The sequence below is a fragment of the Mycolicibacterium pulveris genome, assembly GCF_010725725.1.
GTDB lineage: Bacteria > Actinomycetota > Actinomycetes > Mycobacteriales > Mycobacteriaceae > Mycobacterium > Mycobacterium pulveris.
The window spans coordinates 3,761,547-3,777,573 of record NZ_AP022599.1; the positions used below are offsets into that span (position 1 = coordinate 3,761,547).

Consider the following 16,027-nt stretch of genomic DNA (forward strand, 5'->3'; position numbering starts at 1 on the left):
GAGTGACCTGCGTACGGGCATTAGAATCGCTAGACGATGACGTCCTTCGAGTCGGACCCAGACCAGGCCCCTCCGACTTCCGATCCAACATTTTCTGACCTGCAGATTCACCCACTGGTGCTGCAGGCTGTCGCCGACGTCGGATACGAGACGCCGTCGGCCGTGCAGGCCGCCACCATCCCGGCGATGATGGCGGGCTCCGACGTGGTCGGGCTGGCCCAGACCGGCACCGGCAAGACGGCCGCGTTCGCGATCCCGATCCTGTCGAAGATCGACCCCGACAGCCGCGCCACCCAGGCGCTGGTGCTGGCTCCGACCCGCGAATTGGCGCTGCAGGTGGCCGAGGCGTTCGGCCGCTACGGCGCGCACCTACCCCAGGTCAACGTGCTGCCCATCTACGGTGGCTCCTCCTACGGTCCGCAGTTGGCCGGGCTCAAGCGCGGCGCGCAGATCGTCGTCGGCACCCCTGGCCGGGTGATCGATCACCTGGAGAAGGGTCGCCTCGACCTCTCGACGCTGGACTACCTGGTGCTCGACGAGGCCGACGAAATGCTGCAGATGGGCTTCGCCGAGGACGTCGAGCGCATCCTCGCCGACACCCCGGAGTACAAGCAGGTGGCGCTGTTCTCGGCGACGATGCCACCCGCGATCCGCAAGATCACCACGAAGTACCTGCACGACCCGGTCGAGGTCACGGTCAAGGCGAAAACAGCCACCGCGGAAAACATTTTGCAGCGCTACATCCAGGTCGCCGGGCACCGCAAGATGGATGCGCTCACGCGGGTGCTCGAGGTGGAACAGGGCGACGCGATGATCGTGTTCGTCCGCACCAAGCAGGCCACCGAGGAGGTGGCCGAAAGGCTCAGGGCGCGAGGATTTTCCGCGGCCGCCATCAACGGCGACATCCCGCAGGCGCAGCGTGAGCGAACGATCGCCGCGCTGAAGGACGGCAGCATCGACATCCTCGTCGCCACCGATGTGGCCGCGCGCGGGCTCGACGTCGACCGGATCTCACACGTCCTGAACTACGACATCCCGCACGACACCGAGTCATACGTGCACCGCATCGGGCGCACTGGGCGGGCGGGCCGGTCGGGCACAGCGCTGTTGTTCGTCACGCCCCGAGAACGCCACCTGCTCAAGGCCATCGAGAAGGCCACTCGCTCCAAGCTCGTCGAAATCGACCTCCCGACGGTCGAGGACGTCAACGCGCAGCGGGTCGCCAAGTTCCGCGATTCGATCACCGACGCGCTCAATGCCCCCGGAGTCGACCTGTTCCGCAGCATGATCGAGGACTACGAACGTGAGAACAACGTTCCGATGGTCGACATCGCCGCTGCCCTCGCGGCGCAGTCGCGCGACGGCGAGCAGTTCCTGATGTCGGAACCGCCGCCGGAGAAGCGCCGACGCGACGACCGTCCGGAACGCCCCGACCGCGGCCCGAAGCGCCCCCGCCGGTCCGGGCAGGACTTCGCGACGTATCGCATCGCGGTGGGTAAGCGGCACAAGGTGAGCCCGGGTGCGATCGTCGGCGCCATCGCCAACGAGGGCGGTCTGCACCGCAGCGATTTCGGGCACATCTCGATCCGGCTCGATCATTCGCTGGTGGAGCTGCCTGCCAAGCTGCCCCGGGAAACGGTGAAAGCCTTGGAGCGCACCCGCATTCAAGGCATACTGATCAACCTGCAACCCGACCGTCCGCCACGCAAGGGCGGCAAACCCAACCGCAAATCGAAATGACACTGTCCCGCGGTCTGGACGCGCAAGGCGGCCTGGAGTCCGTCAGCAGGCCGGAACGGGTCGCCTCGCTCACCGGCATCCGGGCCGTCGCTGCGCTGTTGGTGATGCTCACCCACGCTGCCTACACGACGGGCAAATATCCGCAGGGTTACGTCGGCCTGGTGTATTCGCGCATGGAGATCGGCGTGCCGATCTTCTTCGTGCTCAGCGGATTCCTGTTGTTCGGGCCGTGGGTGAAGGCCGCCGCGTCGGACCGGCCGGGGCCGTCGGTCCGACGCTACGCCTGGCGCCGGGTTCGCCGCATCATGCCCGCCTACATCGTCACGGTGCTGGCGGCCTACCTCGTCTATCACTTCCGCACCGCCGGGCCCAATCCCGGTCATACCTGGGAAGGGCTGTTTCGTAACCTGACGCTCACCCAGATCTACACCGACAATTATCTGTATTCGTTTCTGCACCAAGGTCTTACGCAGATGTGGAGCTTGGCCGTCGAGGTGGCGTTCTACGCTGTGCTTCCGCTGCTGGCCGTCCTGCTGCTGGCAGTGTTGTGCCGACGTCGATGGCGGCCCGGGCTGCTGTTGACCGGCCTGGGCGGGCTGGCGTTGATCTCGCCGGCATGGCTGGTGCTGGTGCACACCACCCACTTCCTGCCCGACGGAGCCAAGCTGTGGTTGCCGACGTATCTGGCGTGGTTCGTCGGCGGCATGGTCTTGGCGGCGTTGCAGCCGCTCGCTGTGCGGGCGTACGCGTTGGCGTGTATTCCGCTGGCCGTGATCTGCTACCTCATCGCGTCGACGCCGATCGCCGGGGAGCCCACCACCTCACCGACCGAGTTACGTGAGGCGCTGGCCAAGACGGCGTTCTATGCGGTGATCGCCACGCTGGTGGTGGCGCCGCTGGCGTTGGGGGACCGCGGACTGTATTCGAGGCTGCTTGCCAGCCGGCCGATGGTGTTCCTCGGCGAGATCTCCTACGAGATCTTCCTCATCCACCTGATCACCATGGAGCTGGTGATGGTGGAGATCGTGCGCTACCCGATCTACACCGGCTCCGTTTTCTGGCTGTTCGTGATCACGTTCGTGGTCACGGTGCCGCTGGCCTGGCTGTTGCATCGGTTCACTCGCGTACGAGACGGGTAGCCTAGTTCTTAGGTTAAGCTGCCCTAAGAAATCGATCCATTGAGGGGCTGTTGCATATGTCCGACAAGAAGCCGACGCGCGGGTTCCAGGGCGCGGTTCTCAAGCTGCTGCGTGCGGGCGATTACCAACTGACCGTCCTCGGCCGGCGCGAGGTCACCCAGCACTACCTGCGGCTGAGCTTCTCCGCCGGCGGCATGCTCGCCGACCGGCCGCTGCATCCGACGATGTGGATCCGGATGTGGTTCGCCGACGGCGAGAAGCAGCACCAGCGCGGTTTCACGCTGGTCAACCCCAATCCGGAAGCCGATACCGTCGACATCGAGTTCGCGCTGCACGACGGCATCGCCTCGCAGTGGGCGCAGAACGCGCAGCCCGGCGACACCATCGAGGTCACGGTCCTCGGCAGCAACTTCACGCTGCCCGAGCCCCAACCGGCGGGCTATGTCATCGTCGGGGACACGGCGTCGTTGCCGGCGATCAACTCGCTGCTCCAGGCGATCGGCGACACCCCGGCGCGGGTGTACCTCGAGGCCAGCCACGACGACGACAAGCAGTTGCCCGTGGCGCGCAGCGCCGATGTGGTGTGGGTGGACCGCAAGAACGCCGGCGAAGCGTTGGTGCAGGCCGTCAGCTCAGCGGCGTTCGACGCCTCCGATCACTTCGGTTGGGTGGCCTGCGACAACCGCACCACCCGCGCGGTCGCCAAGGTGTTCCGCGAGGACTACAAGATCCCCAAGAAGTCCATCAAGGCGCAGGCGTACTGGGTGGCCTGACGCGCTACTGGGTGGCCGAAGAGCTCGGCACCATGATCGGCATGACGAACTCTTCGAGCATCGAGCGCTCGTCGGCCTCGTCGTGACCCGGGAACACCAGCAGTGACGTCATCACCCGCACCAGCCAGCGCGCGCGGTGCGCCACCACGTCGGGCTCGTCGGGCGCCAGCGAGATGACGAACGCCTCGGTCAGCGCCCTGATGACCTCTGACTGCTCGGCCATGTCGGCGCCGATCGGCCGCTGTGTCTTGGCGAACCACGATGCCAGCGCGGGACTTTCACGCACATTGCGCAGTGACGCCATCATGCCTTCGATGAGGCGTTCGCGCGGGTCTGCCACCGAGGCGACCTGATCGGTCATCTCGCGGTAGAGCCGGTAGGCCTCCCGGTGTACATACGCGGTGTAGAGCGCGTCGCGGCTGTCGAAGTACCGATACAGCGTCGCGCGCGAACACCCTGCCGCCGAGGCGATTTCATGCATCCCCACGGCGGCGGCCTCTTTCTGCGCGAACAGCTCGCCCGCCGCGTCCAGGATCCGGTCCGCCGCGACCTCCGTGCGTCGCGCAGCCAGCCAATCACCCGCCATCAGCGGGTCACCTTGAACGGGACGGACAGCGGCCGTCGCACGTAACTTCCTCCGGCCCAAACGATTCCGTCTTCGTCGACCTCGAACTCGGGGATCCGGGCCAGCAGCTCGGTGAGCGCGACGCGCGACTGCATCCGGGCCGCGGCGGCGCCCAGGCAGTGGTGCGCGCCGTGGCTGAAGGTCAGGATGCTGCTCGGCCTGCGGGTGACGTCGAGCTCGGCGGCGTCGTCGCCGTACTGCCGTTCGTCGCGGTTGGCCGACGCGTACAAGAACATCACCCGCCGGCCTTCGGGAACTGTGGTGTCGCGGATCGTGACGTCGCGGGTGACTGTGCGGCCCAGCATCTGCACCGGGGAGGTCAGCCGCAGGAACTCGTCGATGGAAACCGGTATCAGTTCGGGGTTTTCGACCAGCAGCCGGCGTTGGTCGGGGCGCTGATGCAGCAGCTGGACCGAGCCGCCGAGCATGCCGGTGGTGGTGTCGTTGCCCCCGGTGACCATCGTGAACGTGAACGCCAGGATCGACAGCACGCCGGAGATGTCACCGTCGGCGCCGACTCCCGCGGAGACCAGGTGTGAGACGGTGTCGTCTTCGGGTTCGACGCGGCGGCGTTCGATCAGCGCGGTGAAGTACGCCATCATCTCGCCGAGCGCGTCCCCGGCGGTGCCCAACGCCCCCGCGACCCCGCCGCTGGCGGTGCTCGCGGCCACGATGGCGTCGGTCCAGCCGTCGAACTTGTTGCGGTCTGCCTCGGGCACCCCGAGGTAGTGCGCGACGACCATCGACGGCAGCGGTTTGAACAGCTCGGCGACGATGTCCCCGCCGCCGTTTCGCCGAATGCGTTCGATTCGTTCGACGACGAACTCGCGCACCTTGGGCTCGACCGCCTCGACTTGGCGCGGCGTGAATCCGCGCGCCACCAGCTTGCGGAACTCGGTGTGCTCGGGCGGGTCCTGCATCACCATCGGCGGATTGTCGGCCAGCCCGATGAGCTCGAGCTCGCCGTAGTTGACCGTCAGCCCCTGCGCGGACGAGAACGTCTCGTGGTCGCGCGCGGCCGCCCAGATGTCGGCGTGCCGGGACAGCACGTAGTAATCGTGATTGGGTCTGCCCTCGGGGACGACGTGGTGCACGGGATCGTGGTCCCGCAACGCCTTGTACTCCTCCCACGGAGACGCCCAGGTGTCGGCATCCCGAAGTTGAAAGCGGACCGGCGAATTGTGAGACAGAGTCGCTGTCATGTCTCATTCGTATGACATGACCCAGGACTGTGTCAATAGGCGCCCGCGATTTCGTCGGCGCCGCGATCAGATGGCCGCGCCGGGGTTGAGGATGTTGTCGGGGTCCAGCGCCGCCTTGATGCGACGGTTGAGTTCCATCGCCTCCGGTCCCAGCTGACCAGCCAGCCACGGTCGTTTGAGCCGCCCGACCCCGTGTTCGCCGGTGATCGTGCCACCCAGGCCCACGGCGAGGTCCATGATCTCGCCGAACGCGCGGTGGGCGCGCTCGGTCATCGCGGCGTCGGCGGGGTCGTACACGATCAACGGATGGGTGTTGCCGTCGCCGGCGTGCGCGATCACCGAGATCATCAAGTCGTGGTCGGCGGCGATCTTGGCCACCCCGCTCACCAGGTCGGCCAGCGCCGGCAGCGGCACGCCGACGTCCTCGAGCAGCAGCGATCCCTTGGCCTCCACCGCGGGGATGGCGAACCGGCGTGCGGCGACGAACGCCTCGCCTTCCTCGGGGTCCGACGTCGAAAACACTTCTCTGGCGCCGTGATCGGTGAAAGCCTGCGCCATGAACTCCGCGTCGGCGGCTCCCGACGGTCCGCGGTCGTCGCTGGCGGCCACCATCATCGCTGCGGCGCTGCGATCCAGGCCCATTCGGAGCTTGTCCTCGACGGCGTTGATGGCCGCCGAGTCCATGAACTCCAGCATCGACGGCCGGATCCTGCCCGTGATCGTGACGACAGCGTTGGCGGCGGCTTCCACCGAGTCGAAGGTCGCCACCACCGTGCACGCGCTGTGCTGCGCGGGCAACAGCTTGAGCGTGACCTCGGTGACGACGCCGAGCGTGCCCTCGCTGCCGACGAACAGTTTGGTCAGCGGCAGCCCGGCGACGTCCTTGAGCCGCGGCCCGCCCAGCCGCACCGCGGTTCCGTCGGCCAGCACCACCTGCAAGCCGAGCACGTAGTCGGTGGTGACGCCGTACTTCACGCAGCACAGTCCGCCGGCGTTGGTCGCGACGTTGCCGCCGATGCTGCAGATCTCGAACGACGACGGATCCGGCGGATACCACAACCCGTGCTCGGCGACCGCCTTCTTCACCTCGGCGTTGAGCAGGCCCGGCTGGACGACGGCGGTGCGGGTGACGGGGTCGACGGTGATATCGCGCATCTTCTCGGTGGTCAGCACGATCGCCCCGTCCAGGGCGGTGGCGCCGCCGGAGAGCCCGGTGCCCATGCCGCGCGGCACGACGGCGATCTTGTGCTTGGTGGCCCAGCGCAGGGTCGCCTGCACGTCTTCGGTGTTGCGCGGACGCACCACCGCCAGCGGCGTACCCGCGCTCGGATCAAACGCGCGGTCATGGCGATACGACGCCAGGATGTCGGGATCGGTGACGACCATGCCTTCCGAGCCCTCGGGGATTTGGGCGATCAACTCGTCCAGGGCTGACTCCACGCCACAATCCTACGAGAGCTGGTGAAATCCGAACGCCGCCAACTGACCAGCGGTTATAGTCGCGCCGTGATCAGCGGGACACCGCTGGCGGGGCGCGACGGCGAACTGACCGCGATTCGCCACGCGCTCGGCGGGGGTGGCAACACAGCCGGCGTCGTGATCGTCGGATCCGCAGGCGTGGGTAAGACCCGGTTGGCCCGCGAGGTGCTGGCCCGCGCAGAGCGCGCCGGTGAGCGCACCAACTGGATCGTCGGGACGGAGTCGGCCCGCGCGTTGCCGCTGGGCGCGTTCACCGCGTTGCTCGGTGACGCGATGGCCGATCCCATGGCCAACGTACGCCGGGTGATCAATTCCTTTGTCGCCCAACAACAGCGAGGTCGGGTGCTGATCGGTGTCGACGATGCTCACCTGCTCGACGGGCTGTCCGCGCACGTCGTGCACCAGCTCGCGCAGAGCCGCGGTGCCCGTCTTGTGGTGACCGTGCGTTCCGGCGCCGACGAACCGGACGCCGTCACCGCGTTGTGGAAGGACGGGCTGCTGGCCCGTCTGGACCTGGAACCGTTGTCGGCCGAAGCCATCGCGGCTGTCGGCGCCGCGGCGCGGCAGGCCCGCGAGCGCCGACAGCCCACCTATGAACTGGCCTGCCTGCAGGCAGCCGCCCAGTGGGGCGACACCTCATGGGTGGCACGGGCCCGCGAGTTGGCCGACGAGTTGGGGCTGCCGCTGGCCAACGCCGTTGCGCGGCACACGGAATCGTTGGCCGCCGACGACGGGGAAGGGCTGCTGGCCGCGTCCAACGAGTACCTTGCGGTCGGTGACCGCGCCACCGCCGCCGACGTGGCCGCCCAGGCCGCGGTCGCCTTCACACGGGTCAACAACGCAAGCGTGGACTCTATGCAGCGGCGGTGGCCAAGGAACTCAGCGATGCCTGCGGTGGTCTGTGCACCCCGGCGCTGCGGGCTCCCGCGGGCCAGCCGCTGACCGGGCGGCAGCGCGAGGTCGTCGAGTTGGTGGTGGCCGGCCTGTCCAATCGCGAGATCGCCGAGCGGCTGGTGATGTCGGTGCGCGGCGTCGAGGGTCACGTGTACCGCGCATGTCAGCGGGTAAGCGTCAGCACGCGCGAGGAACTGGCCGCGATCGCCAGAAAAGGCCCCGCCACCGGGCTCGAGAGCGCTCGCGCCGGCTATTGATCGACCTGCTCGGCGGCCACCACCTCCGGTGCTCGGTCCAACTCGCGCAGCGTCGGTAGGAAGATCGCGACGATGCCGAGCAGGATGATCGGCAGCGCCAACGCCAGAAACGTGGTCTGCAGGCCGGCGGCATCGGTCAGCGGGCCCGCGACGATCAACCCGAGCGGTCCCGCGGCGTAGGCGAGCGACCCCATCACCCCCACCACCCGGCCGCGCAGATGCTGCGGCGCCCGGGTCTGCATGACGTAGTTGTAGATCGGTTGGATTGGGCCGTAGACGAATCCGGCGATCGCCGACAGCAACAGGATCACCGGCAGCGGCGGCAGGAACGCGATGAACGTCATAGCGAGCCCGAGCGTCAGCACCGCGGTGAGCATGGTGACCCGCCGGCTCATGAACTTCGACGTCACCGCGTAGCAGAGCGCGCCCGCGAGGCCTCCGATGCTCAGTGCCATCAGCACCCATCCGAGTTGAGCCGGCTCATCGCGGTCGGTGAAGTACTTCGGAAACAGCACGCTTTCCATCGGCATGTACAGCCCGACCACCGCCAGATCGATCAGCGCCAGCGTCCGCAGCACCCGCAGGTCCCACACGAACCGCAACCCCTCCATGACCCCGTCCCAGACGCCGGTGGGTAGCGCGTCGCGGTCCGGCTTGCCCGCACCCTCCAGCCGAAGGGCCGCGATCGCGACGATCGACACCACAAACACTGCGGCGGTCACCCACATCGTGTTGACCCCGCCGAGGGTGGCGATCAGCAGCCCGCCGATCCCGGGCCCCACGATGTAGGCGAGGTTGAACACCGCTTCATAGGCGCTGTTGGCCCGGTCCAGTGTCCAGCCGGCGCGTGCGGCGGCTTCGGGCAGCATCGTCTCGCGGGCCGTCATGCCCGACGGGTCGAAAAACGCGCCCAGCGCCGCCAGACCGGCCAGCACCGCGACGTTGAGCACCTCGACGCCCAACGCCAACGCCAGCACGGGCACCGCCGCCACCGAAAGCGCCGAGAGCGCGTCGGAGATCATCGACACCCGGCGGCGACCCAGGTAGTCGACCGCGGCCCCGGCGATGATCGTCGCCACCAGCAGAGGAAGCGAGCCAGCGATGGCCACCACCGACGCGTCCACCGCGGAACCGTTGCGCTGCAGCACAAGCCAGGGGAACGCGACCAGCGAGATGCCGTTGCCCGCTCCGGCCGTCAACGCGGAGAACAGAATCAGAACGATCGGTCCGCGCTTGCTGTTCATCACGGGTATCTAACAACGGCCGGGGCCGGTCGGCACCCGATTTTGCCCGCCAGGCACAGTGGCGTTGTGAAGCTGGCCCATCCACGTACTGGAAAGCTGTTCGATTCTCCTGTGCCGCCGGGTTCCGGCTGGCCCGGTGAGCTGGCCACGCCGGACACCGCGGTGGCGACGACGGCCGCGCAGGTGGCCGCGATGGCCGCCGCCGCGCAGACCATCGACGAGTTGGACGCCGTGATCTCGATGTGCCGGGCCTGCCCGCGGCTGGTGCAGTGGCGCGAAGAGGTGGCCGTGGCGAAGCGGAAATCCTTCGCGGGCGAGCCGTATTGGGGCCGCCCCATACCGGGTTGGGGTGCGAAGCGACCGCGGGTGATGATCGTCGGGTTGGCACCCGCCGCCCACGGCGCCAACCGCACCGGCCGGGTGTTCACCGGTGACCGCTCCGGTGATTTCCTGTTCGCCGCCATGCACCGCACCGGACTGGCCAATCAAGCCGTCTGTGTGGATGCCGCTGACGGGTTGCGGCTCAACGGAACTCGGGTCGCCGCCGCTGTGCGTTGCGCGCCCCCGGGCAATGCGCCGACGCCTGCCGAGCGGGCCACCTGTGCGCCGTGGCTCGATGCGGAATGGCGGCTGACGTCGCCGACTGTGCGGGTGATCGTCGCGCTGGGTGGGTTCGCCTGGCGAGCGGCGTTGCAGATGGTGCGAAACGGCGGTGGCACCGTGGACAAGCCCGCACCCCAATTCGGTCACGGCGCGACGGCGAAGCTCGGCGACCTTACGCTGATCGGCTGCTACCACCCCAGCCAGCAGAACACCTTCACCGGCAAGCTCACCCCGCAGATGCTCGACGACGTGTTCCGGCGGGCCGGCGCGCTAGCATCCGTCGAATAGTCGCGAACTGCGCCTCGGCCAGCGCGCCCAACTCGGCCGGCGGGATCTCCTCGTAGTGGGCGACGGTCCACTCGTCGAACACCTGCAGCGCCTCGGGCAGGTCGTCGCGTGCTGCACGCTCGGTTGAGTCGGGGGAACGGTTTCGGGCGCGCCGGCGTTGTGCCTGTAATGCGGCTCTCTGTTCTTGACCTCGTACCGGTACGCACCGACCAGACGACCTCCGATGCGCTGGCGGCGTCGACCCAGCTCGCCCAGACCGCCGACCGGCTCGGCTACACCCGCTACTGGGTCGCCGAGCACCACAACATGCCGTCGGTCGCGGCGACCAGCCCGCCGGTGCTGATCGCGCATCTGGCCGCCCACACCACGCACATCCGGGTGGGCTCCGGCGGGGTGATGCTGCCCAACCACGCGCCGCTGGCAGTCGCCGAGCAGTTCGCGCTGCTGGAGGCCGCGCATCCCGGCCGCATCGACCTGGGCATCGGCCGCGCGCCCGGCTCGGACCCGGTGACCTCGTGGGCGCTGCGGAACGCCGCCGGCCGCGACGACCGCGACATCGAGGCGTTTCCCGACTACCTCGACGACGTCGTCGCGCTGATGGGGGAGCGCGGGGTGCGGGTGCCGATCCCCAACGAGCGCTACATCCTCAAGGCCACCCCGGCCGCGGTGTCGGTGCCCAAACTGTGGCTGTTGGGGTCGTCGATGTACTCGGCGCACCTGGCCGCGGCCAAGGGCCTGCCGTATGTGTTCGCCCACCACTTCTCCGGCAAGGGCACCGCCGAGGCGCTGGAGGCGTACCGGACGAAGTTCCGCCCGAGCGATCAGGCGTCAGAACCGTTGACGTTCTTGACCGTCAACGCGGTGGTGGCCGAAACTTCTGAGGAGGCAAAGGCGTTGGCGCTGCCGAACCTGCACATGATGGCCCGGCTGCGCACAGGTCAACCGCTTGGCCCGCTCGAACTGGTCGAGGAGGCGCAAGCGCAGACGTTGTCGCCGCATGCGCAGCGGATCTCCGAGGAGGCCCTGCGGCGCGCCGTGGTGGGCACCCCGACGGAGGCAGCCGATCAGATTCGTGCGCTGGCAGCCCAGTTCGACGTCGACGAGGTGATGGTCAACCCGGTCGCGTCGGCGCGCCGCGGCACCGATCCGGGCACCGCACCGGCGCGCGACACGACGTTGGAACTGCTGGCCAAAGAGCTGTTCTGACACCGCGAGCAGACGTGTGGACCCCCTGAAAGCACACCTTTTGGGGGTTTACGCGTCTGCTCGCGCCTGAGAATGCCTAATCGCGAGGCGTCAGAACGACGACGGGAATCGGCCGTGTCGTGCGCTTGTGATAGTTCTCGTAACGGTTGGCGTTGTTGTCGTTGACGATTCGCCACAGCCGCGGATAGTCGGGGTCGTCGGGCAGCACCGGCCGCGCGGTCACCGCGAACCGCTTGGGCCCCACGTTGATCTCGACGTTCGGGTTGGCCTTCAAGTTGTGGTACCACCCGGGGGCTTTCGGTCGCCGCCCTTGGACGCGACGATCAGATAGTTGTCGCCGTCTCTGGCATAGGTCAGCGAATTCGTGCGCTGTATTCCGGTCTTGGCGCCCACGGTGTGGAGCAACAGGTTGGGCGGGGTGCCGGGCAGGATGCGGTGCCCGACCCGGCCGTTGGTCCCCTGGTAGATCTTGTCGTGCAGCCGCAGCAGCGGCACTCCGAGGTAGCGCTCCCACAACGGCATGCTCATGTGCTCAGTCTTGCGCAGTGGAGTCCAGTTGCGCCAGCGCCTCCCGCAGCAGCCGCCCAGTCTCCTCGCGGTCGGAATCGTGGCGCAGCAGCATGCCCTTGGCGAAGGACAGCTTGTCACCGGAGCGTCGCGGCACCACATGTAGGTGAATGTGGAACACGGTCTGGAACGCGGCCTTTCCGTCATTGATCACGACGTTGTTGCCGTCGGCGTGCAGCCCGGAGTTTCGGGCTGCCAGCGCGATACGCTGCCCGATCTTCACCATCCCGGCGACGGTCTCCGGTGGGGTGTCGGTCAGATCGACCGTGTGCCGCTTCGGAATGACCAGCGTGTGACCGCGGGTGAACGGCCGAATATCCAGCAGGGCGAGGTAGTCGTCGTCCTCGTAGATCCGGATGGCCGGGGCCTCCCCGGCCATGATCGCGCAGAACACACAAGACATGCCGCCACGTTAGCCGGTTTCCCCGACGGCACCCGACACGGCTGCTGAGCGGCTACGCTGCCGCGGATGGAGACCCGTGAGCTTGCTTTTGCAGGTGCCGCCGAACAGGCCAGGCGACTGGCGGCGGGCACGATCACCGCTCCGGAGCTGCTGGAACTGTACCTGGACCGCATCGCGCGGATCGACCCCGAGCTGAGGGCGTACCGCATCGTGCTCACCGACTCGGCGCGCCAGGACGCCGGCCTCGCGCAGGACCGGCTGAACGCGGGGGAGCGCCGTCCGCTGCTCGGCGTACCGATCGCCATCAAGGACGACGTGGACGTCGCGGGGGCCACCACGACCTACGGCAGCGCGGCCCACGGCCCGGCGTGTACGCAGGACGCCGAGGTGGTGCGGAGGTTACGCGACGCGGGCGCGGTGATCATCGGCAAGACCGCGGTGCCCGAGATGACGATCTGGCCGTTCACCGAGACGGTCACCTACGGCGCGACCCGCAACCCGTGGAACACCGACCACACGCCGGGGGGAAGCAGCGGGGGCAGCGGCGCGGCGGTGGCCGCGGGCCTGACGGCGATGGCGCTGGGCTCCGACGGCATGGGGTCGATCCGCATTCCGGCGACGTGGTGCGGGTTGTTCGGCATCAAACCGCAGCGGGACCGGGTGCCGCTGGCGCCGCACGACGACGCGTGGAACGGGCTGACGGTCAACGGCCCGATCACCAGAACCGTCGAGGACGCGGCGCTGTTCCTGGACGTGACCGCGGGTGAGTCGGCATTTGTCACCGCCGCCGCCACAGCACCCGGGCGGCTACGAATCGCGTTGAGCACCAAGGTGCCACCGCCGTTGGTGGCACGGGTCGGCAAACCGCAGCGGGCCGCCGTCGACGAGGCCGGTGCGCTGTTGCGTGAGTTGGGCCACGACGTGATCGTGCGCGATCCGGACTATCCGCGCACCGCAATCGCGCACACATTGTCCCGCTACTTCCGGGGCGTGTACGACGAGGTGCAGACGCTACGTCACCCCGAGCGGCTCGAAGCGCGCACGCGCAGTTTCGCCAGGATCGGCGGCCTGATCTCCGAACAGCGGATGAAGCGCATTCGGGCCGCGGAAAGCGAACTCTCCGAACAGATTCAGACGATCTTCGACGACGTCGACGTGGTCATCACCCCCGGCACCGCGACCGGACCGTCCCGCATCGGCGCATATCACCGCAGGGGCGCGATTTCGACCTTGGCTCTGGTGGCGGCGCGGGTGCCGTTTCAGGCGATGTTCAACGTCACCGGGCAGCCCGCGGCCGTCGTACCGTGGGGAGCGGACACCAACGGGGTGCCGACCTCGATCCAGCTGGTCGGCCGGCCGTCCGACGAGGCCACGCTGCTGTCGCTGGCCGGGCAGATCGAGAAGGCCCGGGCGTGGGCGCACCGTCGCCCGCCGGTGTCCTGACCGCTTTCTCCGTGAGCGTGCGTGTCTGCAGCCGACACGCCGACAAAATTCGCGAGTTCGCGCACGCTCGCTGCCGCTACTGACGCATGCCCTCGCGCCAGGCCGCCAACTTGTCCGCGTAGCGCATCGTCTGCGCCGGGCTGGTCGACGGCAGCCGGCGGTACCGCACCGTCGACGCGGCACCGACGAGCCGGTGGTAGTTCTTCTCCGCCGCCGCGCCGTTGAACAACACCCGCCCGATGCCGGGCTGCTCGTCGAACAGTTGCTGAAAGCCGTTGGGCACCATGCTGTCCGGCTGTACCGCTGAATCGAGGCTGCCGACCCGCCGACAGGACCGCAGTACGTCCCACACCGCGAAGCCGTGCGCGGTCAGCGCGGCGACCCGGTCAGGGTAGGGGTCGTCGGCGCCGAAACCGAGGACCTCGCCGGTGATCCGCCAGAACGCGTTGCGCGGATTCCCGTAGTACTGCTGCGCCGCCAGCGACATCACGCTGGGCATGTTGCCGAGGATCAGCGTGTGGGCGCCCTCGCCGATGATCGGCGGCAGCCCGTGCAGAAGCGGCGTGGTCACCACGCGAATATGGCACGCCGTCGCGGTATACGTTGGGCCGGTGGCCGAAGATATCGACATCGAGGCGACCGGGCTGCTCGATGACCTCGAGGGGCCCGCCCGCGCCGAACGTGCGGAGTTGATCCAGTGGCTGCTCGACCAGGGTTTCACGGTCGACCAGATCCGCGGCGAGGTGTCGCCGATGCTGTTGCCCGCAGGGCGGCTCATCGGCAATGACGGTGTACATGTGTCCGCGCGCCAGATCTGCGAGGAAACCGGCATCGATCTGGACCTGCTCGACGCCCTGCAGTCCGCGCTCGGCCTGCCGAGGGCCGAGGATCCCGACGCCGCCGTCCATCTGCGCGCCGACAGCGAAGCCGCCGTGCGCGCGAAGGTCTTCCTCGACATGGGCTTGACGCGCGAGCAGGTGGTCACCGTGGCCCGAGTGCTCGGCCACGGCCTGGCGCAGACCGCCGAGGCCATGCGTGAAGTCGTGCTGGAGGCGGTGATCACGCCCGGCGCCACCGAACTACAACTGGCGCAGGCATATGAACGCCTGGTGCGAGAGGTCTCGCCGCTGCTCGGTCCGCTGTGCGAGGACATGCTGCACATCCAGCTGCGGCACACGCTGGAAACCGAGGCCGTCAGCACCGCTGAGCGTGCCGCGGGCACGCTGCCGGGGGCCCGCACCGTCGCGGTCATGTTCGCCGACCTCGTCGGCTTCACCCGGCTCGGCGAAGCGGTGCCGCCCGAGGAACTGGAGACCCTCGCCAGCCGGCTGGCCAACCTGACACGGGACGCCGTCACCCCGCCGGTCCGGTTCATCAAGACGATCGGCGACGCCGTCATGCTGGTCAGCACCGATCCGGTGGCGTTGCTCGACACGGCGCTGGAACTGCTTGCGGCAGCGGAGAAGTACGACGACTTTCCGCCGCTGCGCATCGGGCTGGCACACGGCTCCGCAGTGAGTAGGGCGGGGGACTGGTTCGGCAGCCCGGTCAACGTGGCCAGCCGGGTGACCAGCGTCGCGCGGCCGGATTCGGTACTGGTGGCCGAAACTGCCAGGCGGGCGGTGGGTTCAGCCGACGGATTCGCGTGGTCGTTCGCGGGTGCGCGCCGGCTCAAAGGGGTGAAGGGCGACGTCAAGCTGTTCCGGGCGCGACGATCGAGCGGCTGACACCGCAATCTGGCTGGTCTACGATCCAGGCATGCTCCGAGCGGTCATTGCTCTTTGGGTGTCGACCGTCGCGCTGGCCGGAATGGCGAGCGTGGCCACCGCGCATGCTCAGCCGCCACCGCAGCCGGGCCCGTGCTCGTTCACGCTGTCCCCGCCTCAGGTCGTGCAGGTGTCTGGGGTGGACATGGTCACCGCGACCGTGGTGCCCGCGGGTTGTCTGGGCATGTTCGAACCGAAGTTCGGTGTGGCGTGCCTGCACGTCGAAGGCGGGCCGGGGAAATGCGCGCAGTCCAGGGGCCACGAGACCGCGCAGGTGTTCGAGCCGTATCAGCCCGGCACCACATATGTCTCGTCGGGGCGGGGCTGCGGTGCGATGTTCGATTTCACCACCGACCCGAACTGCCAGCTGCTGGGGCCGGTCACCGCGAGCCTGTGAC

14 protein-coding genes and 2 pseudogenes are annotated in these 16,027 nt (G+C 68.3%); 9 read left to right on the plus strand and 7 right to left on the minus strand.

The features are described from left to right. Positions 1-36 precede the first annotated feature (36 nt). From G6N28_RS18220 to G6N28_RS18230, 3 genes are read left to right on the plus strand one after another with little or no spacing between them, the layout of a single operon-like run. Entirely contained in the window at positions 37-1,740 is a 1,704-nt protein-coding gene (locus tag G6N28_RS18220) for a DEAD/DEAH box helicase (protein ID WP_163902679.1), read from the plus strand. Beyond that, a complete protein-coding gene (locus G6N28_RS18225; protein WP_163902681.1) occupies positions 1,737-2,879 on the plus strand; it encodes an acyltransferase family protein in 1,143 nt (380 codons plus the stop codon). The genes G6N28_RS18220 and G6N28_RS18225 overlap by 4 nt, the downstream gene beginning before the upstream one ends. Before the next feature lie 56 nt (positions 2,880-2,935). Further along, on the plus strand, positions 2,936-3,652 hold the full coding sequence (locus G6N28_RS18230) for a siderophore-interacting protein (protein ID WP_163902684.1): 717 nt from the start codon (positions 2,936-2,938) through the stop codon (positions 3,650-3,652). Between the two features lie 4 nt (positions 3,653-3,656). On the opposite strand, the gene G6N28_RS18235 is transcribed toward G6N28_RS18230, so the two are convergent. The 3 genes from G6N28_RS18235 to G6N28_RS18245 all read right to left on the minus strand — a co-directional run bounded on the left by G6N28_RS18235 (position 3,657) and on the right by G6N28_RS18245 (position 6,865). After that, positions 3,657-4,238: a TetR/AcrR family transcriptional regulator gene (locus G6N28_RS18235; protein ID WP_163902686.1), complete on the minus strand. Its 582-nt coding sequence runs from the start codon at positions 4,236-4,238 to the stop codon at positions 3,657-3,659. After that, positions 4,238-5,479, minus strand: a complete 1,242-nt coding sequence (locus G6N28_RS18240; protein WP_163902688.1) for a cytochrome P450 — start codon at positions 5,477-5,479, stop codon at positions 4,238-4,240. Before G6N28_RS18240 ends, G6N28_RS18235 begins: the two co-directional genes overlap by 1 nt. A gap of 66 nt (positions 5,480-5,545) precedes the next feature. Continuing rightward, entirely contained in the window at positions 5,546-6,865 is a 1,320-nt protein-coding gene (locus G6N28_RS18245) for an FAD-binding oxidoreductase (RefSeq protein ID WP_163906384.1), read from the minus strand. A 120-nt stretch (positions 6,866-6,985) separates the two neighbouring features. Between G6N28_RS18245 and G6N28_RS18250 the strand changes: the two are divergent. After that, positions 6,986-8,109: pseudogene (locus G6N28_RS18250) on the plus strand (AAA family ATPase). Here G6N28_RS18250 and G6N28_RS18255 read toward each other — a convergent pair. Continuing rightward, a complete protein-coding gene (locus G6N28_RS18255) occupies positions 8,103-9,356 on the minus strand; it encodes a multidrug efflux MFS transporter Tap (protein ID WP_163902690.1) in 1,254 nt (417 codons plus the stop codon). The pseudogene G6N28_RS18250 and the gene G6N28_RS18255 overlap by 7 nt on opposite strands. Before the next feature lie 63 nt (positions 9,357-9,419). Between G6N28_RS18255 and G6N28_RS18260 the strand changes: the two genes are divergently transcribed. Beyond that, complete coding sequence (locus G6N28_RS18260; RefSeq protein ID WP_163902692.1) at positions 9,420-10,244, plus strand: uracil-DNA glycosylase; 825 nt, start codon at positions 9,420-9,422, stop codon at positions 10,242-10,244. A gap of 168 nt (positions 10,245-10,412) precedes the next feature. Continuing rightward, positions 10,413-11,450: an LLM class flavin-dependent oxidoreductase gene (locus G6N28_RS18265; RefSeq protein ID WP_163902694.1), complete on the plus strand. Its 1,038-nt coding sequence runs from the start codon at positions 10,413-10,415 to the stop codon at positions 11,448-11,450. 76 nt (positions 11,451-11,526) lie between these two features. Here the strand turns inward: G6N28_RS18265 and G6N28_RS18270 are convergent. Then, positions 11,527-11,978 (minus strand): annotated as a pseudogene (locus G6N28_RS18270) (nitroreductase family deazaflavin-dependent oxidoreductase). Between the two features lie 4 nt (positions 11,979-11,982). Then, positions 11,983-12,420, minus strand: coding sequence for an HIT family protein (locus tag G6N28_RS18275; protein ID WP_163902696.1), 438 nt, complete (start codon positions 12,418-12,420; stop codon positions 11,983-11,985). Positions 12,421-12,486: 66 nt separating this feature from the next. Between G6N28_RS18275 and G6N28_RS18280 the strand changes: the two genes are divergently transcribed. Continuing rightward, positions 12,487-13,863 carry an amidase gene (locus tag G6N28_RS18280; RefSeq protein ID WP_163902698.1) on the plus strand — a complete coding sequence of 459 codons (1,377 nt, stop codon included), beginning with the start codon at positions 12,487-12,489 and terminating at the stop codon, positions 13,861-13,863. A gap of 76 nt (positions 13,864-13,939) precedes the next feature. Here the strand turns inward: G6N28_RS18280 and G6N28_RS18285 are convergent, their stop codons facing one another. After that, positions 13,940-14,434, minus strand: coding sequence for a DNA-deoxyinosine glycosylase (locus G6N28_RS18285; protein WP_163902700.1), 495 nt, complete (start codon positions 14,432-14,434; stop codon positions 13,940-13,942). Between the two features lie 40 nt (positions 14,435-14,474). On the opposite strand from G6N28_RS18285, the gene G6N28_RS18290 reads away from it, so the two are divergent. Together G6N28_RS18290 and G6N28_RS18295 are read left to right on the plus strand one after the other, a co-directional pair. Further along, positions 14,475-15,590, plus strand: a complete 1,116-nt coding sequence (locus tag G6N28_RS18290) for an adenylate/guanylate cyclase domain-containing protein (protein WP_235674622.1) — start codon at positions 14,475-14,477, stop codon at positions 15,588-15,590. A gap of 31 nt (positions 15,591-15,621) precedes the next feature. Continuing rightward, the gene (locus G6N28_RS18295) at positions 15,622-16,026 is read left to right on the plus strand and encodes a hypothetical protein (protein WP_163902704.1); all 405 of its coding nucleotides are present in this window, start codon (positions 15,622-15,624) and stop codon (positions 16,024-16,026) included. Position 16,027 lies beyond the last annotated feature (1 nt).